Raw genomic sequence first — 25,860 nt, 5'->3', positions numbered from 1 at the left:
GGGCTGAGGACCGGGGGTCACTGACCGGTGCGGGCGTACTTCGCTTCGGTGGCGGCCTTCGCGCCGCGCCACCACGCCTCGTTCTCGCGGTACCAGGTGATCGTGTCCTTCAGGCCCTGTTCGAAGTCCTCGAACTGGGGCGTCCAGCCGAGCTCATCGCGCAGGCGGGTGGCGTCGATGGCGTAGCGGAGGTCGTGGCCGGCGCGGTCGGGGACGTGGTCGAAGTCGTCCTCCGCTCGGCCCATGAGGCGCAGGATCATGCGGATGACCTCGAGGTTGTTCTTCTCGCCGTCGGCGCCGATCAGGTAGGTTTCGCCGATCTCGCCCTTGTCGAGGATGGTGAGGACGGCGCTGGAGTGGTCATCGGCGTGGATCCAGTCGCGCACGTTGAGGCCGGCGCCGTAGAGACGGGGGCGGATCCCGTCGATCAGGTTGGTGATCTGGCGGGGGATGAACTTCTCGATGTGCTGGCGGGGCCCGTAGTTGTTAGAGCAGTTGGAGATGGTGGCGCGCACCCCGAAGGACCGCACCCAGGCGCGCACGAGGAGGTCCGATCCGGCCTTCGTGGCGGAGTACGGGCTGGACGGGTTGTACGGGGTAGTCGGGGTGAACTTCTCCGGGTCGTCGAGCTCGAGGTCGCCGTACACCTCGTCGGTGGAGATGTGGTGGAAGCGCAGGTCGTGCTGCCGCGCGGCTTCCAGCAGGGTGTACGTGCCGGTGATATTGGTGTGCAGGAACGGGGAGGGGTCCTGCAGGGAGTTGTCGTTGTGGGACTCGGCGGCGTAGTGGACGATCGCATCGTCCTCGCCGGTGAGGCGGGCGGCGAGGCGGCCGACGGTGTCCGCATCGGCGATGTCCCCCTCCACGAACTCGACCCGGCCCTCCGGCAGCCCGGTGAGGTTGTCGCGGCTGCCGGCGTAGGTCAGCTTGTCCAGCACGATGACGCGGTCATCGGTGTTCTCGGCGACGTAGTGGACGAAGTTGGAGCCGATGAATCCGGCGCCGCCGGTGACGAGGAGAGTGCGAGGAGCCATGCCGCTATCGTGCCATGCCGACCATATGGTCAGCTGAAGCGTTCGCGCTCCAGCACATCCAGAAGGTAACGGCCGTACCCGGACTTCACGAGGGGTTCGGCGCGCTCGCGCAGACCGTCGTCGTCGATGTAGCCCATGCGCCAGGCGACCTCTTCGGGGGCGCCGATGGAGAGGCCCTGGCGCTTCTGCACGGTGCGGATGAACTCGCCGGCGGCGGCGAGGTCGTCGAACGTTCCGGTGTCGAGCCAGGCGGTGCCGCGGGTGAGGACCTCCACGTGCAGGGCGTCGTCCTCGAGGTAGAGGCGGTTGAGGTCGGTGATCTCCAGTTCCCCGCGGGCCGACGGCGTCAGGCTCTTCGCGCGGTCCACCACGGTGGAGTCGTAGAAGTACAAGCCCGGCACCGCCAGGTTCGACTTCGGCTGGCGCGGCTTCTCCTCCAGGGACACTGCCTTGCCGTCGGAGTTCATTTCGACCACGCCGTACGCGGTGGGGTCACTCACCCAGTAGCCGAACACGGCGGCGCCGTCCACGTCCGCGTAGCGGCGCAGCTGGGTGCCCATGCCCTGGCCGTAGAACAGGTTGTCGCCGAGGATCAGGGCGGCACCCTCCCCCTGCAGGAAGTCCTCGCCGAGGACGAAGGCTTGGGCGAGTCCGTCGGGTGAGGGCTGGGTGACGTACTCCAGCGTGATGCCGAAGCGGGAGCCGTCACCGAGGAGGCGCTGGAACGCGGCCTGGTCCTCGGGGGTGGTGATGATGAGGATGTCGCTGATGCCCGCGAGCATGAGGGTGGTCAGCGGGTAGTAGATCATCGGTTTGTCGTACACCGGCATCAGCTGTTTGGAGACGCCGATGGTGAGGGGGTGCAGGCGTGAGCCGGTGCCCCCGGCCAGGATGATTCCGCGCATGAGGCCAGCCTACCGCGTGGGTCACTTCCTGACCGGACGCTCAAGCACTTGTCGCCGGCGCTTCGCTTCGGGACCGACCTGCACGGTAACCTGAGCGGGTCCAGCCCGCTGACTCCGAGGACTCTCTTCATGGACCCCGTTCCCACCGCTTCGACCGTCTGCGTGATCGGTCTCGGGTACATCGGCCTGCCCACCGCAGCCGTGCTCGCCCAGGCGGGGCATCGGGTGATCGGTGTGGACGTCAACCCCGATACTGTCGCCGCCGTCAGCTCCGGGACGGTTCCCTTCGTCGAGGACGGCCTGGGGAGCGTTGTGGCGGGTGTTGTGGCACGCGGCCTGCTCACGGCGCAGACCGCGACTCCCCCACGCCGACTTCTACATCATGTCCGTGCCCACGCCCTTCGCCGGCGACCACCGGGCGGACCTCACCTACATCCGTGCGGCCGCGAAGGCCCTGGCACCGAAGCTGACCGGTGGCGAAGTCATCGTGCTGGAGTCGACGGCGCCTCCGGGCACCACGGAGCAGATGGCGCAGATCGTCCTCGAGGCGCGGCCGGATCTCACTGATGAGCCGGGCCAGCCGAACACGGTGCACTTCGCGCACGCGCCGGAGCGGGTTCTGCCGGGCCGCATCATGATCGAGATGGTGGCGAACGACCGGATCATCGGTGGTCTCACCCCGGTCGCGTCGGAGATGACGCGCGAGCTGTACGCATCGTTCTGCCAGGGCGATCTTCTCATCACCGACGCCCGGACTGCGGAGATGGCGAAGCTGACGGAGAACGCGTTCCGCGACGTCAATATCGCGTTCGCGAACGAGCTGTCCCTGATCGCCGATTCACTCGACATCGACGTCTGGGAGCTGATCGAGCTGGCGAACCACCATCCGCGCGTGAACATCCTGCAGCCCGGCCCGGGCGTCGGCGGCCACTGCGTCGCCGTGGACCCGTGGTTCATCGTGTCGGCGGCGCCGGAGCAGGCCCGGCTGATCCGCACAGCCCGCGAAGTCAATGATTCCAAGCCCGCAGCGGTGGTCGCGAAGGTGCTCACGGCAGCGGCCGAGCATGCGCGGCCGACGGTTGCCGTGCTCGGCATCGCGTTCAAACCGAACATCGACGACCTGCGCGAATCGCCGGCGAAGCAGATCGCTCTGTCTGTGGCCGCGGCTCTGCCGGAGGGCGAAGTGCTGATTGTCGAACCGCACATCGACACACTGCCGAAGGAGTTCGAGAACGCCGCCAACTGCACCCTCGCCGACGCTGACCGTGCGATCGCCCAGGCAGACGTGATCGCGCTCCTGGTCGATCACGACGCGTTCCGATCCATCGACCCAGCGAGCCTCGCCGGCACGAGCGTCGTCGACACGAAGGGGATGTGGTGAGCGCAGAGGTCCGTGATCTGATTCGCCAGCAACAGGACTCCATCCGGCAGCTGCAGCGCCAGAACGCCGAGCTCAGCGCCCGACTGGAACAGCTTCGCCGGCGCTCCGCGCTGTCCGGCAGGGGCGCGTCAGCCGACGGCGGCGAGGTGGCTCAGCAGGATCTGGCAGCGGCACTGGAAGCCGCCGAGAAGCGTGTCGCCGCTCGAGACCGCCAAGTACAAGCGCTCGAGAAGCGCGTCGCAGTCCGCGAAGAACGAATCGATGCGGTGCAGAAGCGCACCGACGCACAGAAGGACCGAATAGAAAGTCTCGAGAAGCAGGCATCGAACCTCAAGGCCGGGACGGAACGCCTCACAACCGCTCTGCACACGTACCGGAACCGTGTCGAGGGCCTGAAGGACACCGTCACGACGCTGCGTGATCAACTCAGCTCCAGCCGGACCCAGGCCAAAGAGCAGAAGGCCCAACTGGTCGAGTCCCTTCAGCGGTCCCGCGCGTCAACCGTGCATCACCGCGATCGCGCGGCCGCTGAGCAGCAGAAACTGGCATCCGCCCGGGAAAGAGCCGCTCAGCAACGGGAGAAGCTGCAGACCAGCCTTGCTGTCACTCGTGAACGGTTGAAAACAACGACCGAACTGTGGTCCCCCGCGCGCACGTATCTGTCCAGTTATCGGCAGGGCCTCCTGTACGAAGAGATCGAGAAGTCAGACATTGACCTGAGCGCTGACACCTACCTGTCCCTCCTTCCGAGCACTGTGCCCGCGGCTCGGATCCTCTCCCGGAAGCACGGCGGCCGCGTCATCTGCGACTGCGTCGAAAACGTCGAAGTCAACAAGCATTCCCTCGCTCCGACGATCCGACCCTCGGCGCTGGAGCTGGTGAACCTGACGGCGTACGGGTCGCTGATGTGCTGCGACGGGATGATGACCGTCAGCCACGCCGTTGCAGACACCCTCACCCGATTCGGGCCGCCGGTCAGAGTCCAGCCGAACTACCGCTATTACGAGGAAGCACAGCCAGCAGGCGAGCTGCGACAGATGCTCGGTCTCGGCGACACGGAAACGATCCTCCTCACGAGCGGCAACATCGTCGAAGGGTTCGAAAACGTCCTCCAGGCACTCACGCTGCTGCCCTCGACCGTTCACCTAGTCGCGTTCTCAAGGATCAGCCCGCATACCTACCGCGAACAGATCGAGACGACGATCAAGAACCTCGGCCTGAACGCCCGTGTTCATCTGATGGGGCTGCTCCCGTACGATCAGGTCGCCGGGGTCTTCGCCGACGCCGACTTGGGTCTGATGATCCTGGACCCCACCAACGCCAACCACGCTGTCTCGCTGCCGAATCGTGTCTTCGACTTCACGACTGCCACTCTCCCGTTCGCTGTTCCCCCTGTGCCTGAAATCGCCCGGTTCGTAGAAGAGCACGGGCATGGAGTTGCGATGCCGGACGACTCACCGGAGACCTGGGCCGCCACTATCCGATCCCTGTTGACAGAACTGCCTCAGCGCCGCGCTGCAGCGCGCGCAGCTCGTGCGCAGGCAACATGGGAGAGCCTCGAAGACGGCCTGATGGAATTCCTCGGCCAGCCGTCCACAGTCACCATGCTGGGCTTCCGAGACCTGACCCGCTATCAGCGGTTCCTCCGGATAGCCCAGACCCTCAGCGACAGAGGTGTGGCAGTGAAGGCCGTGTGCTTCTCGCAGTCGCCCGTCCCGGTTGAGATCCCCAACACTGAGTTCTTCCACTTCTCGGACCGGTACGGTCGGGGAGAAGGACTCGAGCGTGTACCGAACGCCCACTGATCTCTGCCATCCAAGGAATCCATCGTTCATGCACCATGACGCACCTCGCGTACCCCCGCAGCAGCCGGCTACCCGAGCGCCGGAGCAGATCCGGACGGCATACGCCCGATTCACCAACGATGGTCTCGATCGCATGGACGAACTGATCTCCCAGTCCCGCGACTACACCTCGAACGACTCAGGGCACCTGGCCTGGGACGTCGCCCTTCTCATCCGAGCCGCGCTGATCGCATGGGAGATCGAAGGGGGCGAGCGTCGGCTCGATCAGTCCGTCCGATGGGCTGAGCGTCTGCTCGCCACCACAGACGAAGCCCGCGGGGCAGTCGATTGGCAGGGCCTTTCACGCCCCCTGTGGTCAGCTGGGAGTCGGTACAACCCTGGGTCGGCAGAGGTGGGCCGTGTCGGCGACCGTGCGCTGCATCTGCAGGCGAGCGGGCGAGCGGTCCAGGTCCGGCGCACCAGCGATTCCACGGTGACAGTCGCCATCACTCGGTCAGACGGCTCGCTGTGGGAAAGCCCGGAGGCGTCTCTCCTCCCCCAGCAGGCGAACTATCTGCCGGATCTCCTCTCCACCCAGGGTGCCGCGCTCTCAGCACAGCTGCGGGGACTCACTGAAGAGGCCGACCTTCGCGGCGCCCTCAGTGACGCAGAGATCCCGCTGGAGCCCCAGCAGGCAGCACACCTCGTGCACACCGGCATGATCTGCCGCGCCCTGCTCATGGTCGCTGATGTCCTCCCTGATGACTCAACCCGCTTCATCAGCGCTGCCGAGCGGGCTCTGCGGGCACATCTGCATCTCCTGGGGGTCACCGATCCCGGGACCGACGGCATCCCATTCCGCCTCGACCAGGCGTACGACTTCCCGTCACGACGGGTAGGCGTCGCTCTGCCGCACAACCAGGTGGCGGACGCCGCCACCTGCCTCATGAAGTTGTCCCAGCTGCTCGATGACCCCTTCCTCGAAACCATCGGCAGGAGAATGATCGCGACCGAGGTGGCCGACCTGTCCACAGAGAAGCCGTGGCGGTACTACCCCCAGGACAGCGAAGCGTTCACCGGGGTCGAACGGAATCACCCACTGTATGAACGACGGGTCACCCCGGTGACCCGTCCCGAGGACAGCTCGCACGTGACGATACGCATCAGAGCACTGAGCGACTGGCGCGACCTGGTGCCCGAGCTCGTTGCTGACAGTGATCTCGAACGAGCGGGGTCAGTGTTCCAATCGGATTACCTGACCTCTGGCCCCGATGGGCTCACCGTTCGGTGGACACCGGATCCGTCAATCGCTCCTGCCCGCTGCGGCTACGCTGATTCGTTCTCCGGTGCATGGACGCGGCTGGCCCCGTGGCACCAGTCCATCACCACGCTGGTCAACACTCTCGCCTACCAGCACCCGCCGGACACGGTCTTCGGGGCCACGGTGCTCTCTGCGGCTGAGATCTGGCAGATGAACACGGCCATGCAGAGAACCGCCTAGCGATGGAGTGCGGGGTCGAATCGCTCGAGGGTGATGCTCGGGTCCTGATAGCCAGCGTGGGTGGGCCATTTCTTCGGCTGCTCCCGCCACCGATCGGCGTAGTACCGCAGCATCGCACTGCCGGAAGCCTCCGCGATCGTGGTCAGCGTGTCCACGTGGATCCAGTGGTACTGGTTGAACTGGCGGCCCGCGATCGCCTTGCCGAAGTTCGTCGGGTAGCTGACGATCTCAGCACGATCCCACGGCACCTCCACCTCCAGGGTCTGCCGACCCGCGATGACAGGGCCTGTATGCAGCATCGCTGCTGGTGCGAACCGAGGGTACGTCCTGAGCGGGTCGTACGGTCCATCCCCCATCAGAATATCCATCTCGGCATCTCCGTCGGCCTCGAGGTCGAGGACGACGGTATTCACAACGGGGAAGGTGGCACGCGAAAGGCTGAGATGGACTCGGGCCTCTGAACCAGCGGCGATCCGCTTGGGCAGCTCATTGGCGGCCCAGCCACCAGCGGGCGCCTGCGTCGTGGATGCATCGAAAGTGCCGAAACCCGGCATGCGCACCTCCACGCCGTGCACCGTCACCGCTGCGCCTCGTGTCCGCACTGTCACCTCAGCCGGGCCCTTGAGCCGATATCGGGAGGTCGCGAGATCGGCGAAATCGTACAGCGGAACGAGATCCTCGAGCCCCTGAACAGAGTCATGGAAGAGCTCCCACGCGAGCCCATCGCCGGAAGACTTAGCGTAGCGGTGCAGAATCGCGGTTGCGGTCGTCCACCCGTTCAGGGTGCAGTCCGGGGCCGCCGACGGGTACTCCTCGATCTGAAGCCCCCCGCTTGCAGTGCGGTGGGCGACCCCGCCTTCTGCCACAGGAACGGCCAAGCTGCGCAGAATCGCCGCCATCGGGTCAGAGAACCGTTCCGTTCCCGGGAGGTGCAGAAGACGCGACAGGACATCGACATAGCGTGCCTGAGTCAACCCGCTGTACCAGGACCCCTCCACAGTCGAGACCTTCGTGTTCTCCTGGTCGTAGATGAAGGCAATCGCATCCTCACCAATAGGAGACATCCGTGAGATCGCCGCATCGGCCACAGCACAGGCGGCGTCGAAGAACTGCTGCTCACCGGTGGTGCGGAACTGCGCGAGGTAGTCGGAGATGACATAGCTGCCGTAGATCGGGTGTGCGAAGAGCTCGCCATCGGTGCGCCGGCCCGGATAGCCGTCGGGGAGGAATTCGATCCGGTAGTAGTCCCACACAGCGCGGCGAGCACTGGACAGCGATGGGAAGCCCACGTCCGCCTCATTCGTCACGTCATCAGAAGAAACGCGATCGGCGTTCATCAACAGACCCCTTAGCATCTTCACATTGCGTCAGCGCTGAGGCTCATCGGTGAGCCTCAGCAGCTGCTCGACAGCTCCTGTCAGAATGATCCGCTCATTCTCCCAGGTGTTGGCCTGTCCGAATGCACGGGAGTTCTCGCGCATGACACGGTACGTCTCATCGTCAGCGATGACCGACATGATCGCATCGGCGAGAGCCTTCGGGTCGAACGGATCGTACACCGCGCCGCACTGCGATCCGACCACGATCCGGTGCAGCTCCGGCAGGTCCGAGGACACGATCGGAATCCCAGCCCCGGTGTACTCGAACACCTTGTTCGGCAGCGCATACATGTTGTTCCGCGACACGGGCTGATACGGGATCAGCCCGAGGTCCGCCCCGGCGGTGAAAGCCGGAAGATCGGCGGGCTGAACAGCCGGCAGGAAATGCACCCTGTCCGCCGCACCCACATCCGCGGCCAGCTGCTGCAGCTCCTCCAGCATACGTCCCTTGCCGATGAAGACCAGATGCACCTGTTCAGGCAGGTGTGCTGCCGCGCGGACGCAGACATCCAGGCCGCGGCCGGCCATCAGGCCGCCCTGGTACAGCACCACGACCGTGTCCGGCCCGATGCCCGCCAGCGCACGCAGGTCCTGCGGCTGGGCCAGAACATCGGCCGGCACCGCTGGAGCGCAGTTGCGCAGAACTCGCCCGCCCACCCCGTAGCGCGCCTCGTATTCATCACGGATCGTCTGGTTGACCACCACGACCTCGTCGGCGCGCCGCATGAAGCGCTTCTCGATCGGCCACAGCACACGCCGCTCCCCCGGGCCCAGCGCGGTGCTCTCCAGATACAGCTCATGGCAATCGTGCAGATGGGGGACGCCCAGGCGCTTTGCGGCGATGCTCGCGCCCACCAGCCCCGGCAGGTCCGAGCTGACCACCAGATCCGGCTGATGATATTCGATGCGGTCCGGGGCGGCGGCCCAGAACGCGAAGAAGCGGTTCACCCGATGGCCGCGGTTGAGTTCGCGGCGGATCAGCTGCTGGCGGTCCCGCCGCCGCTCCCGCCACCAGCGGATCTGTGCGCGCCTCTGCTCCTGCCACTGCTGGCGCCTGCGCTTCCGCTCAGCGACAGCGCCCTCGCTCACCCACCGGTCCCGCAGCCGCTGCATGCCCGGCAGGGGCAGGCGCATCCACGTGGGGTAGATCGGCTTCGGCACGAGGGCGGCCTCCGCGCGCTCCGCCCGCTCCCGTGCCCAGCGCACTCTGCGCTCTGCGTTTTTGCGGGAGATCCGCGCCTGGTAGGCCTGGGCCGCTGAGTGCACGTCAACGAAGTCGGCACTGAGGTTCGGGTGCTCAATCCCCTGGAAGAAGTCCACCCGAGGGCGGGAGTTCACCACGATCACTTCCGCCCCCATCTCGAGGAACGTCAGGATGTTGCGGCGGATACGGCCGGCGATCTGCGGCTTCATCGCCACCACAACGACCCGGAAGCGGGGCCCGCCGGCCCTCTTGGGGATTCGCGCTGCAGTACCGGCGCGGCGCTGCAGGAAATCCTCCGACCGAGGCGACACTGCCTTCAGAATGCGGTCCTTCAGCTCGCTGCGGTGCCCCAGCTCGCGGTACACCGAGCGGTAGACCCGCGCGTTCTGATCCCATGTCCGATTCGTGCGCACCCACAGAGCGGCCCGCGCCCCTAGAAGCTTCCGCTCCCGCGTATTGCCTGCGAGGCTGATGATCTGGCGGCCCAGATCGCCCGGGTCCCCCGCACGGAAGGTTCGGGCCGCGCCGGATGCCTCCGCGATCTCCCTCAGCGCCTTCACATCGGACATGATGACTGCGCGTCCCGTGCAGAAGGCTTCGAACGGCTTCAGGGGGGTCACCAGGTCCGTCACCGCCGCACTGCGTCGGGGAACGACGAACAGATCGATGATGCTGTAGTAGTCCAGAATCTCCTCGTGCGGGACCCGGCCCGTGAACACCACGTTCTGCACACCGGCATCTCGCACCTGCTGCTCGAGGGTTTCCCTTTCACTGCCGTCGCCGACGATCAGCAGGTACAGCGGGCCGCGCACCCGGGGGCTGTTCTGCTGCTGCGCGCGGTGGAACCCGTCGATGAGGACATCAATGCCTTCGTACCCGACGAGGGAGGAGATGTAGCCGACCGTGATCGCATCGTCCGGAATCCCGAGGCGGCGGGCGAGATCGCCGTTGCGCTTGCGGGTGTCGAACTCATCGGGCTGGACGGCGTTCGGCACCACGTGTACATGGTCAGCGCTGAGCTGATCATCCGACGACGCCACGATGTGTCGGCGCATAGTCTCCGACAGAGTCAGGTTGCGGTCCACCAGCGATCGCACCGTGATCTCCGCACGGCGCCGCTCGATGTACTCGTCCGGCAAACCGAGGCTGGAGAAGACCTCATCTGCGTGATCGGCCCAGGGCTGCCGGTGGACCATCCGGTCCAGCCAGCTCTCCTCCCAGAACCCGCGACTCTCGTACACGGTGGGGATGCCGTAGGCCTTGCCGACCGCGTGCACGATCAGTGCGTTGTAGAAGTCCGAATGGGCGTGCAGGATACTGGGGCGCAGTCGCTGCACGAGCCGGGCGAACTCGGTGACGCTGCGCTGGAGCCACCGGTCAGCGCTCTGTGCGCTGCGGGGGCGGCCCGGCAGAAGGTAGTAGGGGACCCCGTCATGCAGGTAGCGGGTCGTCTCGCGGACCGGGGTGGTGCTGATGCCCGGCTGAGCGACGACCGCCGCTGTGAGCCCCATCCGCCGCTGTGCCTGCACCGTGTAGTGCGTGCGCAGGGTGTACCCGGTCTGCGTGTCCGGCAGCACACGCCCCACCAGGTGCAGGATCGGACCGCGGGCGGAGTACGGAGACGGGCGGTGGACTGGAACCCTCGGCAGGTCAGTGATCTGCATGACGGTCTGTTCGGCGCGGATCTTCTCCAGCTGCTGCTTGTCACTCGCTTTCCCGGACACGGCCGTGACCCTCGTGAGGACCTGGACGGCCAAGTGGGTGTACCCCGCGCCCCGGAAGCTCTTGTACAGGGTGCGCAGCTGGGACAGGGACAGTTCGGCAGGAACGCCGAAGGCCCGGATCAGGGGACCGGTGCGCAGCGGGGCACCCTCCGCCAGGTACTGAGTGATGAAGACCCGTGCTTCATCAGCGCTGACCATGGCGCTGACGTCGCGTCCCTGTGCGATCCCGTTCTCCACTGCGAGCCGAACGGCACGATTCCCGGCGTCGTTGCGGCGCTCATTCTCCGGTTCTTCGGCGGCATCATTCGGCCGGCGCTGATCGGCCGGGTCAGCTGCGTCCGCAGGCTGCTCGAACGGCGACTGGGTTCGGTGCGCGGGCGTGGTGTCCCTCGCTCGCTCAAGATGGCTGACGCGGGTTCTGACGAGGTTCCTGCTGTGCGTGATCCGCCGCTCCAGGCCGAGCGCCAGCACCGCCCCGATGAGGATCAGTCCGGCGCCCACCGCTGCGGTGACGATGACGGCCAGAGTGGACCGGTCGATCGCAGTCCAGATCAGCAGGCCGAGAAGGACAAGACCGCCGAAGGCAGCCGCGAGAACAGAGATCCTCAGATAGGAACGCACAGGCACGCCTCCCAGTGGATGGGGCTCGAAAAGCTTGTCCAAGGCTAGCGCATCTTCAAGAAGACAAGGATGCTCGGGTAACCTCCGGATATGCCCGCCTGGACGACGCCACCATCTGGTCCCCAACGCCGTCGGATCCCGGGCCGTGGAATCCCTCTGGCAGGTGCTGTCGTCCTGGTCATCGCCGCTGTCGCCGTGGCCCTTCTGCTGATGCGGCAGACCGACGACGGCCGCCCCGACCCCAGCGGCCCCCGACCAGTCGCCACAGCTCATGAAAAGGCATCGTTCACCATTCCCGGCCAGATCACGGTTGCGAAGAAGTCATTCCCCGTCAACCAAGGCCAGCCGTACCATGTGTCGTTCAGCATGACTCCTGCGCCATCGTCACTGGCAGACGGTGCTGCGGCGGCGTTCATCGGTGTCCGCATGGAGTGCCGCCGCTCGGACGGGACGCTGCTCGGCCAGACCGGCGGGACACGCAACATCGAGCCGGGTGATGCCACTGCATTCACGAATCAGATGCTGATCACCGCCGATCGGCCCACCACCGCGACCTGCGTGCTACATGTCTACAACACCGTCTCGGAGGTCTCTGCTGCGGGCTCCACGATTCCCGTTGAAGCGTCGTGGACCGCCATCGCGGCTGACCCGTCGGCTGCCTCCGCACCCCTGGAGAACTGGCTGCCGGCCACCCTGCAGCCGAAAGACCGCGAAGTCGCCGCCTCGATCATCCTGGACCCGCGGACATCAGGGGACGTGACCGGCCGCTCCACACTGCACCTCACCACCTGCACCATCCTCAACGGATCCACCGAGGGAGGCCGGCGGCTCTGCAGCACACCCGGCCTCGATGATGCCGGCAGCACCGCGGCTCTCGAGTTCCGCACGGTCGCGCTCGACGACTCCGGGCGGGTGTGCGGCACCTACGGGCGCACCGAAACGCGCATCCGGATCTCACGCCTGCGCCACCACGAACTCGTCCCCCTCACGCACCGCGCCACCATCCCACCACCGAATGACCGATGCGGGAAGGAACTGCGGATGCAGGTGCGGGTGCTGAACGAGGGCCCTGCTGACCTGGTCGTCCACCGCGCGAACTCGTCCCTCATCGCCGACCGCGCCGCAACCGGCTGAGGAGATCCCCACCCGGGGCTCCGCGAATCGGGTCAGCTGGTCAGCTCCACCTGGGCCGCCCCCGACAGTAGGGAGATCCGCTCCGTCCCGTACGGGGTGCGCAGCTGCAGCACGGCGGCATCGCCCGCCTCCCCCATGCCCGACGGCTCCTCCACCACGGTGAGCTCCGCGGGAGAACCACCGCGGACCACAGCGGTGATGAACGTGATGTCCCGGCCGGTGCGGCGCTCCGTCACCGCGGGCGCCGGCTCCTTCTGCCGCCAGCCGACGGAGACCCAGCCGTCGAACGGGTCCTCCTGCGCGAGAGTGATCTGCGGGTGAGCACCACTCGACCACAGGAGGCAGGCGGTGCGGTCAGCGGAGCGCAGGTGAACGCTGCCTCCGTCGGCTGCCTCGGCGGTGACGGTATGGCCCATCTGCCACCGCTGCACCGCCGTGACCTCCTGCTCCGCGACCACGCGGTCCACCACGACGAGCGATTCACTGAGCCGCGAGAACACCACCCTGCGCTCGAGTTTCACCCCCTCGTAGGACGGGTCCGCGATGACCAGCTCGTCGTGGCTGGCCGAAGTGGTGGCGCGGACGAGAGAGACCACCGCGTCCTGCGACGGCTCCTCGCCGTCGATCAGCACAAGGCTGTGGGAGGCGCGAGCGATGAAGTGGTCACGGGCCGCGTTCGAGTTGTACTGGAACTTCCCCGGGTCCACCAGCCAGTTCTGGCCGTCCGCGGAGAACGTGAGCGAAGTTCCGTCCGCGTGGCCGTGGACGCGGCGCGCCGGACCGAAGCGCGCCGAATAGAACGTGTGATCCGCAAAGGGGCGCTCCTCACTGCCCCAGCCGCTGCGGCCGAACACATAGCCCGCGCGGTAGGCGCGCATCAGATCAGCCGGCGGCTCGCCCTTCGCGCCCGCGCTCGCAACATAGTCCGTGGGGGCGTCACCGGTGCGGCGGGCCGCCTGGATGTCCGTGTCACCGATGGTGACGAGGGTCCCGTCGGGCCGGGTGGCGTGGGCGATCTCCTCCGGTGCGCTGAGGTGGCGCTCGGCGCCGGACGGTCGCGGCAGGCCGGCGCGGTCGAAGCGCCGCAGGGCTGACTGCCACCACGAATAGTTGTTGACGTGGTAGGCGATCGCGCCCTCGGCGTTCACGCCCTCCTCGTCGTACTCCGCTTCCAGCAGGGTGCTCATCCGCTCCGCGGCGATGCTGCGGTACCGCTCGTCATCGAGCACAACACCGGTGAGGAACAGGGCATCATGCTGGTGCAGGGCGTGGTTCGCGCTGCCGAGGTTCTCCGGGTCGGCGAGCCATGCGGCGTGCGTGGCGATCAGGCCCTCCAGCCACGGCAGCTCCTGCGGGGCGTGCTCCGCGATGGCGGGCACGGCCAGGCACAGCTGGCGGGCGCGGAGGCCATCGGACATGTCCCTCCAGCCCCATTCGGTGGGTGACGCGCCGACGGGGTTCGCCTCCGCCCAGTTCTTCACCCACGTCAGCCACATCTCCAGGGCGGCCTGGTCGCCGTCGCCGGCTGCGCGCCACAGCGGCTCCAGCCAGCGCAGCATGTGGTACTGGAACGTCCAGTTGCGGTCGTTGAACGGGTCCTCGTGCCACGTGGGCTCTGCGGGCAGGTCCCACGCCGGGTGGGGCCGCATCTGGAGCCGACCGGCGAGCAGCTGATCGACATCCTCCCGTCGGTAACGCGGGCTGAGGTCCTGGCGGCGTGCGGCCTCAACATCCAAAGTCACCGTCTGTCTCCATTCGCTCTTCCGCCCAGGCGGGTCCCGATCACGTCAAGCCATCGTAGACATCCGCCACCTGAGCGGCGAGGACACGCCACGAATGCGTGTCAGCGACCCACTGCCGCGCCCGCCGGCCGACGGATGCCCGCAGCTGCGGGTCCTCGAGGAGCCGCCTGAGCTGGTGCGCGAGCGCCTCCGGGCTGCCCGCCTCGTGGACGAGACCGGTCGCACCGTCCTCGACGATCTCGGTGAGGGCGCGGACATCGGAGACGACCACGGCTTTGGCCATCGCCATCGCCTCGAACGGCTTCAGCGGGGACACCATGTGGCACACCTGCAGCGGCAGGCGCGGGAACGGCGCGATGTCGATCAGGGAGTACAGGTCCTCCACCTGGGCGTGCGGCACGCGGCCCGTGAAGCGGACGACGCCCTGAAGGCCCCGCCGCTCCACCTCGGCCTGCAGCTGCGGCAGCATCGGGCCGTCGCCCACGATCAGGACATGGAAGCCGGCGTGGCTGGTGCGCAGGAGGTCCGCGGCGGCGATCAGCTGATCCAGCCCCTCATAGTCGAGGAGGGAGCCGACATAGCCGATCACGGGGGCATCCCCGATGCCGAGCCGGTCCGCCAGGTCGGTGTTCCTCTGCGTGGGGACGAACCGCTCCACGTCCACACCGTTGGACAGCACGCTGATCCTCTCCGCTTCCACACCGCGGTCCACGAGTTCGCTCTTCAGCGCCCCGGTGAGGGCAAAGACATGGTCGGCGGCGCGGCACGCGTCGGCCTCCATCCGCACCTGGAAGGCGAAGTCATCGCTCGCGGCCCACGCGGGTTCACGGGAGGAGCGGGTGATCTCCCACAGTCCGCGCACCTCGTACACGCTGGGCAGGCCCAGCCGCCGCGCCGCGAGCGCTGCGGACAGGCCGTTCACATAGTTCGAGGCGGCGTGCAGCACCTGCGGTCGCAGCTCTGCGGCGAGATCGGTGAGCGCATCGCTGCAGCGCTCCGTGTAGTTCAGCAGGGGCCGCCGCAATTCCAGCCGGCGCTGCGGGATGAGCCGCCGATAGGTGAGGCCGTCGACCTGCTCTTCGAGGGCGATATCGGGGATGTCGCGCAGTTCTCGGACGTCGTACGGGTAGCCCAGACGCGTCACCGGGGTGACGTTCCACCGGGTGCGGTTGAGTTCGGTGAGCAGGGCGTGGGTGCGGGTGGCGTAGCCGCGGGAGTGGAACGGCAGGGCGTTGTGCACCATGTAGAGCGCCCGGCCGGTGACCGGTTCGTACGGCGGGGCCGGTTCCGCCGCCGGCATCGGGTAGCCGCGGTCGGTGAGCTGGCCATCGGTCAGGGTGCGGGTCTGATGGCGGCCCGGGCCACGGGTGGACGGTGTGCGCCGGCGGGGCTCGGAGCGCTCTCGCTTCGGGGACTGGGCGTGGCCCGCGCGGGGACCGGGCGGGTCGGCAGCACCCGTCGGCCCGCCTCCCGGGGCCGCGGCAGCGGCGCTCCTGCACCACCACAGAGCCACCTGGGCCGGGCCTCCGGCGCGCAGGTGCCACAGCGCCTTCCGGGCGACTTCGGCGGCCACCGCGGCGGGGATCAGCATGACGCTGGCACGCTCCGCCCATCGACGGTCGGCGCGAACTCCTCGGGGCGGTCCCCGCCAAGGAACTTCCAGCGGATCGCCTGGAGGGTGCGCTCCGCGGCGCGGCCGTCGCCGTACGGGTTGACCGCATCAGCCATCGTTTCGTACGCCGCAGCACACTTCAGCAGCCGCGTAACCTCCCGGACGATGCGCTCCCGGCTCGCACCGATGAGGGAAACCGTTCCCGCCGCGACCGCTTCGGGCCGCTCCGTGTTCTCCCGCATCACCAGCACCGGTTTGCCGAGGCTCGGAGCCTCCTCCTGCACTCCCCCGGAGTCGGTCAGGACGATGCTGGCGATCCGCAGCATCTGGGTGAACTCGGCGTAGCTGAGCGGCTCCACCAGGATGATGTTCTGCCTGCCCTCCACGGTGGGCAGGATGCTGTCGCGGACCATCGGATTGCGGTGGATCGGGAGCACGATCGTGAGATCGGGGTGCCGGTCGGCGAGGTCCGCGAGCGCCTGCCCGATCTGCCGCATCGGATCGCCCAGGTTCTCGCGGCGGTGCGCCGTCACCAGCAGGACGGGTGCTGTGCTGTCGCCGCTGTCGTGGGCGCTGCGCAGCTGCTCGAGGCGGTCGTCGGTGAGGCGGATGTCGGGATTCTGGGAGGCGGAGATCAGCGCGTCGATGACGGAGTTGCCGGTGACTATGATGTCGTCGCCGGAGATGCCTTCGGCGAGGAGATTGTCGCGGCTGCGGGGCGTGGGCGCGAGATGCAGGGAGGTCACCTGCGTGGTGAGTCGACGGTTCGCCTCCTCCGGGAACGGCGAGAGGAGGTGGCCGCTGCGCAGGCCCGCTTCGACATGGATCACGGGAATGCGGCGGTTGAACGCGCCGATGGCGGCGGCCATCACGGTGGAGGTGTCGCCTTGGACGAGGACGGCATCCGGCTTCTCCTCCTCGAGGACCGAGTCGAGACCGGTGACGACGTTCGCGACGATCTCATTGAGGGACTGCCCGCCCCGCATGATGTTGAGGTCGTGGTCGGGTTCGATGCCGAACATGTCGTTCACCTGGTCGAGCATCTCGCGGTGCTGCCCGGTGACCACGGCGATGCTCTCCAGACCGGGCGCTGAACGGATCGCGAGGATCAGTGGGGCCACCTTGATGGCTTCGGGTCTGGTGCCGTACACGGTCATGATGCGCATTCATCGGCCTTTCCGGGGCTGGTGAGCCGCTGAGGGGAACTGGGAAGGGGATCGGTCGGTGCGCAGCGCTCGGGCGAACGATGAGGACCCGTCGGCCCCGTCCTCCTGATGGGTCTGCAGGAACGACGAGGCGTAGGCGAACCGTTCACTGGCGCGCCACTGCTGGTTCGCCCGGGACAGGACGGCCGCGGCCTCCTTCTGCTTGCCCTCGGCCAGGAGTGCAGCGAAGCGCCGATACTCATCGGTGACGGTGACGGCGTCGCCGTCCATCACCACGGACCCCGCCTCCAGCCACACCGCCCGGGTGCACATGGTCTTGATGGCGCTCAGAGCGTGGTTGACCATGATCACGGTACCGGCGCTCTGCAGCATCTGGGTCATCGCGGCGCGGGCGCGCTCGGCGAACGTCTCGTCACCGGTGGAGAGAGCCTCGTCGATGATGAGGATCTCCGGGTCCGCGGCGAGTGAGATCGCGAACTTCAGCCGCGCCGCCATCCCGGAGGAGTAGGTGCGCAGCGGGCGCTCGATGGAGTCCTCCAGTGCGGACAGCTCCACGATGCTGTCGAACTTCTCCTCCGCCTGTTCCGGGGTGAGGCCCATCGCCAGGCAGCCGAGACGGATGTTCTCCGCGCCCGAGAGGGAGTCGATCATGGCGGCGCTGACGCCGAGCAGGAGCGGCGTGGAGGACGTGTGGGTGGTTCCTGAGCTGATCGGTTCGAGGCCGGCGAGCACGCGCAGGAGCGTGGACTTGCCGGAGCCGTTGCGGCCCACGATGCCGACGAACTCACCGGACTGGATCGTCAGGGACACGCCGCGGACGGCGTTGACCACGGCGCGCTGGCGCCGCAAGCCGAACAGTCCCCGGCGGCGGACATCCCGAGTGGTGGTGTAGCGGACGCGCACATTGTCCGCGACCACGGTGAGGGGCGCGTCCGCATCGACCGTGCCGGCTTCGCGGATCGGCTTGGCGTAGGCGCTGTACTGGCGTTTAGCGGCCATAGGTGGACTCCCCCCGCCAGAAGAACACGAAGCCGGTGCTGACCAACACCACCACCCACACGATGAGGGTGGCCCATGTGCTGGCGGGCGGCATCTCGTTGTGGATCAGCAGCGACCGGTACGCGGTGAGCATCTGGAAGATGGGGTTCAGGTCGCAGATGGTCTTCACCAGCGGCATGGTGAGGAAGCGGTCGATCGGGAAGATCACGCCGGAGCCGTACATCAGGAATCGGACCGCAACTGAGATGACGCGGCTGAGGTCCGGCAGCATGTGCCCGAGGCGGGCGAGCCAGAGGGCGAGGCCGAGGTTCAGCCCCGCCTGGAGCAAAAGGACGAACGGCATCAGCAGCCACATCACGCCCACCTCGACGCCCGGGGGGATCGCGATGATCAGCACCAGCATCACCGCCACCATGGGGAAAACGGCGAGCAGCTCGCGCAGCACCCCGGAGATGGGGACGGATGCGCGCGGGAACACGAACGCGCGGATCATGGCGCGGCTGGAGCGCAACGACACGGTGGCGCTGTTCATCACGCGGGCGGTGGAGCGGAACATGAGCACGCCCACGATCACGTAGGCGACGAAGTTGTCCATTCCGCGGGAGACCCCAAGGACTACACCGAAGATCAGCCAGTAGAAGACGGCGTCGATCAGCGGCATCAGGAAGAACCAGAGCCGGCCGAGGAACGTGCCGGCGTATTGGGTGCCGCTACGGCTGCGGGAGTCGCGCCAGATGAAGTGGCGGCGCTGCACGAGGTCCGCCCAGTACTGCGCGAGTCCGGGGCGCACGGTCGCGGGCCGCAGGTGGTCCACTGTGTGGCCCGCGGTGGTGAGGGCTGCGAGGAGCCCGCGGTTCTCTGTCGATGTCACCGGTGGTCCGCCCCTTCAGCATTCATCACGTCACTACTGTAGACGCCGGCGTAGACCTCGCCGTAGAGGCCGGCGGCTCGAGCCCAGGTGCGCTGCTCAGCCTGGTCACGGCCTCGCGCGAGCTGCGCCGAGGTGCGGCCCCCAGCTCCCACCGCCTGTGTGGTCGCGGCATCCGAGCGATGCGTGGTCGGGGCCTGCGCGAGGCCCGTGATCGCCGACGCCAAGGCCGACGGGTCCTCCGGCGGCACCAGCATGCCGCAGTTGCCGTCGGCCAGCAGTTCCCGCAGCGCAGGCAGATCGGAGGCGATCACGGGGCGGGACAGTGCCATCGCCTCCACCGGCTTCAACGGCGTCACTGAGCGGGTGACAGCGGTATCGCGGCGCGGCACCACCACAGCGTCCAGAGCCTGCACCCAGCGGGCCGATTCGCCGCGCGTCAGCCGCCCCGGCAGCACGGCCGCGTCCTCGAGCGCCAGGTCGCGCACCTGCTGCAGCAGCGCAGGGCGGCTTACGCCGTCCCCACCGAGCAGGAGCCGCACATCCGCGCCGCGCTCCCGAGCCTCGGCGACCGCATCCACGAGCAAATCGAACCCCTCATAGTCCACGAGGGAGGACACGGCCCCCACCCAGAACCCGTCGGCCGGCAGACCGAGCGCGCGGCGCGCCTCGACGGGGGTCTCGGTGCGCTCCAAAAGGGCAGCGTCGATCGAGTTCGGGACCAGGGTGATGGATTCGGCGGGCACGCCGCGGTCCACGAGCTCGTCCCGCATCGTCGCCGACAGGGTCACGACGGCGTCGGCCTGGCGGGCGAGGGCGCCTTCGAGTCCGGCGATGAGGCGGGCGCGCTGGGAGTCGAGCGCAGCGGCTCGTGCCTGCGCGGTGGGTTTCGCGGCTGCCCAGGTCTGCTCCATCAGGCCCCGCACTTCGAACACCCACGGGATCCCCGTGAGGTCCGAGACCGCGCGGGTGACCAGGGCGTTCGTGTAGTTCGTGGTGGTGTGCAGGTGCGTGGGCCGCTCCCCCATCGCGATCTCGATGAGCGCCGCTTCCACCTGCTGCCGCAGGCGTTCGATCATGGTCCGGCCGAGCCTCGTCGGCAGAACGCGGATGTAGTCGATGCCGTCCACCGTGTCCACGGGGCGGGCGCGCCACGCACCGATCAGCAGCGGGTAGCCCACGCGGGTCATCGCCCGCACCCGCATCCCCGCGCCCCTCTGGGCCAGGAGGATCGCGTGGGAACGCAGCGTGTACCCCGACTGGGTGTGCGGCAGGGAGTTCGTCAGGATGTGCAGGACCGTCGCCGCGCCGCTCGAGCCGTCGCCCTGCGGCACACCGGGCGCACCATTCTGATCGGCGGCCACGCCGAGACCGCGGGCGAGGCCGCGCAGCTCATCGGTGACGAGGTCGAACGCGGGATCGAGGAGTTCGCGTTCGGATTCGAGCCGCGCCAGGGACGAACGCGCCGCCCGCGCCCGAGCGCCCCGCACCCCTGGTCGGAGGGCGCGGCGAAGGGTCGCGATGGCGCCGTCGAGGTCGCCCTCCTGCCACAGCTGGCGGGCGAGCGTTGCCGGGTTGGCCCGAACGGATTCCAGGTCCGCGGCGCCGGGCGCATCGGGGGCGGGCGCCAGCTGCATCGCCACCGCCATCTCCCCGGCCAGACGCGAGGCGGCCGGCGCGGACCGGATCGCGTCCGCCGCATCGGCGTGGCGCCCCTGGACCACGAGACCGAACGCCCGCACACCGCCGAGGCGACGCGAGGACCGGCCGAGCTGTTCAGCAGCGACACCGACCGCGCGGGCCGCGCGCTTCGGCATCCGCCGAGAGATCTGCAGCCCCAGCAGCGCCGGATCGTCCACGGAGTGGCGCCACGCCACCGTTGCCAGCACCCGCACGGTGCGCGCCGCCTCACCCAGAGAACGCCGGGCCGCGCGGCCCCCTGACGCAGACCCGGTCATCGGCGCACCACCGACCCCAAGAGCTCCAGGTAATCCGCAGCGATCGTCTCAATGTTGGCGTGCTCCGCGAGCCATTCAGCGCCGCGGGACTCCCGCCGCAGGCGGTCGCGGTGCGCGGCGAGGGACTCGAAGTGGTCAGCGATCGCCTGCGCGTCACCGGGCGGGACCACATCGCCGGCGCCCGCCTCCTCGATGATCCTGGCGGTCTCCCCCGCCACCACCGCCGTGATGTGCCGGCCGGTGGCGAGCAGCTCATAGGTCTTCGACGGGATCGTCCACTCGAACGGCGCCCAGTTCTGCAGCGACACCAGCACCGTGTCCGCCCACACGTAGTGCGCACTCGCCTGCTCCTGCGGCACCCGAGACAGCACCGTGACCGGGGCGTCCAGCTCCGCCGCAAGTCGCTCCAACCGGGAATGGTCGAAGCCGTGACCCACGAACCGCACATCCAGAAGCGCACCGCGGGCCTTCGCGATCGCGGCGCCGCGCACCACGGCGTCCAGCCCCTGGGAGCGGCCGATGTTCCCGAAGTACAGAACCCGCAGTGCGGGCGCCTCCAGCGGCGGCTCCGGCAGGTCCATGCGCGGCCCCGTGCGCGGCATGTTCCGCAGTACCCGCACCTGCTTCACGCCGCGGTCCTGCAGGATATCCGCGAACCCGACCGTGGTGGTGACGACGGCGTCGGCGCGCTTCTGCAGGGCGCTGATCTGCCGGTGCACCAGGCGCTTGATCCGCACGGTCACGGCTCGGCGGCCCCGCACGGTGCGCGATGTGCCCGCGAGGCCGTAGCCGCGCCCGATCAGCCGTTCCGGCGGCGGGCCGTCCTGCGCCGACGGGAACGACAGCTCCAACGTTGCGCGGTTCCGACGATCGGGGCCGGCACCCGTCGGCCGCCCCAGTGCTTCCACCCGCGCCGCCGACGCTGCCCGCGGAAGCCTCACCGGCTCCGCCGACACGTGCGTCACCAGGTCCGGCCACGCGTCCCGCATCTCCGCCACGAACGGCACCCCGAGCAGCCGCGCCGTCACCAGGCCGGCCAGCAGCGAGGGGATGCCGGGGGCGGTGGCCACCACCACGTCCGGCCGAGCAGTGCGCCGACGGATGCCGAACATCCACAGGGCCAGAAGCGCAGAGTCGAAGGCCGCCACAGCGTGGTCAGCGGTGCGCGAGTAGATGTCGGATCGGTGCGGAAGGTACGCGCAGCGCACCACCTGCTCGCCGTATCGGCCCTCCCGCGTGGAGTGCACGTGGGTGCCGGCGCGCAGGTGGGGCGGCACGGTCCCGCTGGGATAGTGCGGCGGGGGCGCCACAACGGTCACCTCATGGCCTGCGCGGCGGAACTCGGCGATCAGAGACGCCCAGCGGCGCTGCGGTGCGCCGTACTCCGGCAGGTAGTAATGGGTGAACAGCAGAAGCTTCACAAGCTCAGACTAGACCGATCCGAGGGAGAGCCCCCGCCGATCACAGCGGCAGGGGGCTCCCTCTCATAGAGTCCAACGGTTGGACTGACGGCAGCGCGGATCAGTCCTGCTCACGCAGGCGAGGCATCAGCATGCGCAGGCATTGGCCGAGGTCATCGTCATAGAGCTGGTCGCCGGTGAGGCGCTCGCGCAGGAACGCTCCCATCCAGTGCACCACGAGCATGCGGGCGGCGAAGTCCGGTGTGACGCCGTCGGCGAGGCCGCCGCGGGACTGCACGTATCGGAAGTAGTCGGTGACGATCGACTCCACCTGGGCGCGCAGCTCCAGCAGGGGCTCACGGCCCGGGTGCTCTTCGTCCACGATCTCCGCCATGAGGACGGAGACGAGGGTGGCTTCGACCGTCACGGAGGACTGCCACGCCTTGATCTCCTCGAAGGAGTTGCAGTTGCAGAAGTCCTTCACGACCTGCAGGTACCCCTGGCCGGCGCGGTCGATGACCGCCAGCAGCAGGGACTCCTTGTGCGGGAAGTGGTGCAGCATGCCCGGGTGGGAGATGCCCACGCGCTCGGAGATGTCCCGCAGTGACGTGCCGCGGTATCCGTAGACCGCGAACAGGGCGGTGGCTTCGGTCAGGATCAGTTCACGGGTCTGTTCGCCGCGGGCCTTGGTCAGGTTGACGCGCGGACGCGCCTGTTCGCGGCGGCGGGTGCGCATCGGCGCCCGGGTGGTGCTCGGCGTGGACATGGGATACCTCCAGTGGGTGGTGGGAGAGGTGAATCCGCTGTGCCCAGTCAGGGGTATGACAGGCCCTGAAGAGTCGGATTCGGACATGTGCAGTGTCGGTCAGAATTTCGTATTGATGACGTGCTCGGCAATCTGAATGGCATTCAGCGCCGCCCCCTTGCGCAGATTGTCTGCGGCAACGAAGAGGACGAGCCCCTGGTTATTGGGGACTGCCTGGTCCTGCCTCACTCGTCCTACGAATGTACCATCCCGACCGGTAGCCTGTCGAGGACCCGGCAGATCGGTCAGTGACACGCCCTCTGCACCTTCAAGAACAGCGGTTGCGTCCTCCGGGGTGATGGGTGCAGAGAACTCTGCATGGACCGATAGTGCATGCCCGGTAACAACTGGAATGCGCACACAGGTGCCGGAAACGCGAAGATCCGGAATACCCAGAATCTTGCGCGACTCATTGCGGAGCTTCTGCTCCTCATCGGTCTCCAGAGAACCGTCGTCCATCAGATTTCCGGCCAGCGCCACCGCATTGAACGCAATGGGTGCTGCGTACACCTGCGGGGCCGGTTCGGAATCGACCTTGCCGTCCGTGACCAGAGCGGGGATGTCGCTCGCGAGGGTCTGGACCTGACTGGTGAGCTCCTGCACCCCGGCGAGGCCGGACCCGGACACGGCCTGGTAGGTCGCGATGGTCAGGCGCTCCAGCCCGGCCTTCTCGTGGAGGGCCTTCAGGGCGGGGATCGCCGCCATGGTGGTGCAGTTCGGGTTCGCGATGATGCCCTTCGGGGCGGTGAGTGCGAGCTCGGCGTTCGCTTCGGCCACGATGAGGGGGACCTCGTCGTCGCTGCGGAACGCGGAGGAGTTGTCGATGACGATCGCGCCGGCCGCGGCGAAGCGGGGTGCGTGCTTCTTCGAGGCGGCGCCGCCGGCGCTGAACAGGGCGATGTCCACCGCGTTGTCACCGGTGATGTCCGCGGTCTCGACGTCCTCCACCGTGTACTCCTCGCCGCGCACGGTCAGGGTGGTGCCGGCGGAGCGGGCAGAAGAGAACAGGCGCAGGTGCGAGAACGGCACCTCGCGCTGCTCGATCAGGGACAGCATCACCTCGCCGACCTGGCCGGTCGCGCCGACCACGGCGATGACGGGTGCTGAAGAAGTGGTGGTCATCGTCCGGTTCCTCCGTACACAACTGCTTCGTCCTGGTCCGAGTCGAGCCCGAACGCGGTGTGGATGACGCGGACCGCGTCGTGCATGCGGTCAACGTCGGTCACCACCGAGATGCGGATCTCGGAGGTGGAGATCATGTCGATGTTGATGCCCGCGTCGCCGAGGGCGCGGAACAGCGAGGCAGAGACTCCGGGGCTGGACTTCATGCCGGCGCCGATGAGGGACACCTTCGCGATCTGGTCGGTGTACACCAGAGTCTGGTAGCCGATCTCGTCCTTGACGGCGCGCAGCGCTTCGATCGCCTTCTTCGAATCCGCTTCCGGCAGCGTGAAGGACACGGCGACGGTGCCGTCCACGGTGGAGACGTTCTGGACGATCATGTCGACGTTCGCGCCGGTGTTCGCCACGGTCTCGAAGATCAGCGCGGACTTGCCGGGGACGTCCGGCACCTCCACCAGGGTGATCTTGCCTTCGCTGTCGTCGTGGGCGACCCCGGAGATGATCGGGGCCTCATGGCCGGGTTGGGTCGTGTAGGACACGGACTGTTCTCCTCGATCTGGTCGTTCAGTGGGCGGCGGCGGCCTGCTGCTTACGGGTGATGATCGGGTCCACGGGGAAGTCGCGGTCCGAGTCATCGCAGATGATGGTGCCGATCTTCCCGCTGTAGCTGGAGCGCACGTGCAGCGGCACGCCGAAGCGGCGCGCGTACTCCACGCAGCGCAGCATCAGGATCTTGGCGCCGCTGGCGGCCATCTCCAGCATCTCCTCGGCGGAGAGCTCGGGGATGCGGCGGGCGGTGGGGACGATGCGGGGGTCGGCGGTGAAGACGCCGTCCACGTCGGAGTAGATCTCGCAGACGTCGGCGCCGAGGGCGGCGGCGAGCGCGACCGCGGTGGTGTCGGAGCCGCCGCGGCCGAGGGTGGTGATCTCCTTGGCGCTGTGGGAGACGCCCTGGAAGCCGGCGACGATGGCGACATGGCCCTGGTCGAGGGCGCTGCGGATGCGGCCGGGGGTGACGTCGATGATGCGGGCGGAGCCGTGGGAGTCGTCGGTGATGACACCGGCCTGGGACCCGGTGTAGGCGTGGGCGGAGATGCCGAGGTTGTTCAGCGCCATGGACAGCACGGCCATGGAGATGCGCTCGCCGGCGGTCAGCAGCATGTCGAGTTCGCGCGGCGGCGGGGTGGGGGTGACCTCTTCGGCGAGGTCGATGAGCTCATCGGTGGTGTCGCCCATGGCGGAGACCACGACGACCACTTCATGACCGGCCTTGGAGTACTTGGCGATCCTCGCAGCGACTCGCTTGATCGCGGTGGCGTCCTCTACGGACGACCCGCCGTACTTCTGGACCACGAGGGCCATGCGCCTGCTCCTTCGACGTTGCGGTGACTACCGAGGTGAAAACTTTCAGTTAGCCCTCGGTAGATCTTGGCACGCTCTGCGCCCGCAGCCCAACAAGTGTGTCCAATTCCTGCCAATTGGACGGTCACCTAAGGCAGGTGCGGCATCCGTCGGGTGGCC

General features: G+C 67.9%; 16 protein-coding genes and 2 pseudogenes. 4 read left to right on the top strand and 14 right to left on the bottom strand.

Annotation, left to right across the window (positions count from 1 at the left end; genetic code table 11):
- Positions 1-17 precede the first annotated feature (17 nt).
- The gene (rfbB, locus tag MHY20_RS03465; RefSeq protein ID WP_239374808.1) at positions 18-1,034 is read right to left on the bottom strand and encodes a dTDP-glucose 4,6-dehydratase; all 1,017 of its coding nucleotides are present in this window, start codon (positions 1,032-1,034) and stop codon (positions 18-20) included.
- A 29-nt stretch (positions 1,035-1,063) separates the two neighbouring features.
- Entirely contained in the window at positions 1,064-1,939 is an 876-nt protein-coding gene (gene rfbA, locus MHY20_RS03460; protein ID WP_239374805.1) for a glucose-1-phosphate thymidylyltransferase RfbA, read from the bottom strand.
- 129 nt (positions 1,940-2,068) lie between these two features.
- Here rfbA and wecC point away from each other — a divergent pair.
- The 3 genes and pseudogenes from wecC to MHY20_RS03445 all read left to right on the top strand — a co-directional run bounded on the left by wecC (position 2,069) and on the right by MHY20_RS03445 (position 6,605).
- Positions 2,069-3,320, top strand: a pseudogene (wecC, locus tag MHY20_RS03455) (UDP-N-acetyl-D-mannosamine dehydrogenase).
- Positions 3,317-5,125, top strand: coding sequence for a glycosyltransferase (locus MHY20_RS03450; protein WP_239374803.1), 1,809 nt, complete (start codon positions 3,317-3,319; stop codon positions 5,123-5,125). The pseudogene wecC and the gene MHY20_RS03450 overlap by 4 nt, the downstream one beginning before the upstream one ends.
- A gap of 133 nt (positions 5,126-5,258) precedes the next feature.
- A complete protein-coding gene (locus tag MHY20_RS03445; protein ID WP_239374801.1) occupies positions 5,259-6,605 on the top strand; it encodes a hypothetical protein in 1,347 nt (448 codons plus the stop codon).
- On the opposite strand, the gene MHY20_RS03440 is transcribed toward MHY20_RS03445, so the two are convergent.
- Positions 6,602-7,942 carry a D-glucuronyl C5-epimerase family protein gene (locus tag MHY20_RS03440; protein ID WP_239374799.1) on the bottom strand — a complete coding sequence of 447 codons (1,341 nt, stop codon included), beginning with the start codon at positions 7,940-7,942 and terminating at the stop codon, positions 6,602-6,604. The genes MHY20_RS03445 and MHY20_RS03440 overlap by 4 nt on opposite strands.
- 30 nt (positions 7,943-7,972) lie before the next feature.
- Positions 7,973-11,539 (bottom strand): glycosyltransferase, encoded by a 3,567-nt coding sequence (locus tag MHY20_RS03435; RefSeq protein ID WP_239374797.1) that lies wholly within the window; start codon positions 11,537-11,539, stop codon positions 7,973-7,975.
- A gap of 189 nt (positions 11,540-11,728) precedes the next feature.
- Between MHY20_RS03435 and MHY20_RS03430 the strand changes: the two genes are divergently transcribed.
- Positions 11,729-12,667, top strand: a complete 939-nt coding sequence (locus MHY20_RS03430; RefSeq protein WP_239374795.1) for a hypothetical protein — start codon at positions 11,729-11,731, stop codon at positions 12,665-12,667.
- A gap of 32 nt (positions 12,668-12,699) precedes the next feature.
- On the opposite strand, the gene MHY20_RS03425 is transcribed toward MHY20_RS03430, so the two are convergent.
- The 10 genes and pseudogenes from MHY20_RS03425 to MHY20_RS03380 all read right to left on the bottom strand — a co-directional run bounded on the left by MHY20_RS03425 (position 12,700) and on the right by MHY20_RS03380 (position 25,701).
- Entirely contained in the window at positions 12,700-14,409 is a 1,710-nt protein-coding gene (locus tag MHY20_RS03425; protein ID WP_239374793.1) for a heparinase II/III family protein, read from the bottom strand.
- A gap of 40 nt (positions 14,410-14,449) precedes the next feature.
- Positions 14,450-16,000, bottom strand: a complete 1,551-nt coding sequence (locus MHY20_RS03420; protein WP_239374791.1) for a glycosyltransferase family 4 protein — start codon at positions 15,998-16,000, stop codon at positions 14,450-14,452.
- Positions 15,994-17,187, bottom strand: a complete 1,194-nt coding sequence (gene wecB, locus MHY20_RS03415; RefSeq protein ID WP_239374787.1) for a UDP-N-acetylglucosamine 2-epimerase (non-hydrolyzing) — start codon at positions 17,185-17,187, stop codon at positions 15,994-15,996. Before wecB ends, MHY20_RS03420 begins: the two co-directional genes overlap by 7 nt.
- Positions 17,188-18,186, bottom strand: a complete 999-nt coding sequence (locus tag MHY20_RS03410; RefSeq protein ID WP_239374784.1) for an ABC transporter ATP-binding protein — start codon at positions 18,184-18,186, stop codon at positions 17,188-17,190.
- A complete protein-coding gene (locus MHY20_RS03405) occupies positions 18,176-19,057 on the bottom strand; it encodes an ABC transporter permease (protein ID WP_239374781.1) in 882 nt (293 codons plus the stop codon). Before MHY20_RS03405 ends, MHY20_RS03410 begins: the two co-directional genes overlap by 11 nt.
- Positions 19,054-21,012 (bottom strand): glycosyltransferase family 4 protein, encoded by a 1,959-nt coding sequence (locus MHY20_RS03400; protein ID WP_239374779.1) that lies wholly within the window; start codon positions 21,010-21,012, stop codon positions 19,054-19,056. Before MHY20_RS03400 ends, MHY20_RS03405 begins: the two co-directional genes overlap by 4 nt.
- Positions 21,009-22,433 (bottom strand): glycosyltransferase family 4 protein, encoded by a 1,425-nt coding sequence (locus MHY20_RS03395; RefSeq protein ID WP_239374776.1) that lies wholly within the window; start codon positions 22,431-22,433, stop codon positions 21,009-21,011. Before MHY20_RS03395 ends, MHY20_RS03400 begins: the two co-directional genes overlap by 4 nt.
- A 100-nt stretch (positions 22,434-22,533) precedes the next feature.
- Complete coding sequence (locus tag MHY20_RS03390; protein WP_239374773.1) at positions 22,534-23,178, bottom strand: TetR/AcrR family transcriptional regulator; 645 nt, start codon at positions 23,176-23,178, stop codon at positions 22,534-22,536.
- Positions 23,179-23,277: 99 nt separating this feature from the next.
- Complete coding sequence (locus MHY20_RS03385) at positions 23,278-24,339, bottom strand: aspartate-semialdehyde dehydrogenase (protein WP_183376393.1); 1,062 nt, start codon at positions 24,337-24,339, stop codon at positions 23,278-23,280.
- A pseudogene (locus MHY20_RS03380) lies at positions 24,336-25,701 on the bottom strand (aspartate kinase). The gene MHY20_RS03385 and the pseudogene MHY20_RS03380 overlap by 4 nt, the downstream one beginning before the upstream one ends.
- Positions 25,702-25,860: the final 159 nt, after the last annotated feature.

Source organism: Helcobacillus sp. ACRRO, assembly GCF_022347125.1.
Classification (GTDB): domain Bacteria; phylum Actinomycetota; class Actinomycetes; order Actinomycetales; family Dermabacteraceae; genus Helcobacillus; species Helcobacillus massiliensis.
The sequence above is the reverse complement of the archived record's forward strand: the minus strand, read 5'-3'. Positions and strand labels throughout refer to the sequence as shown.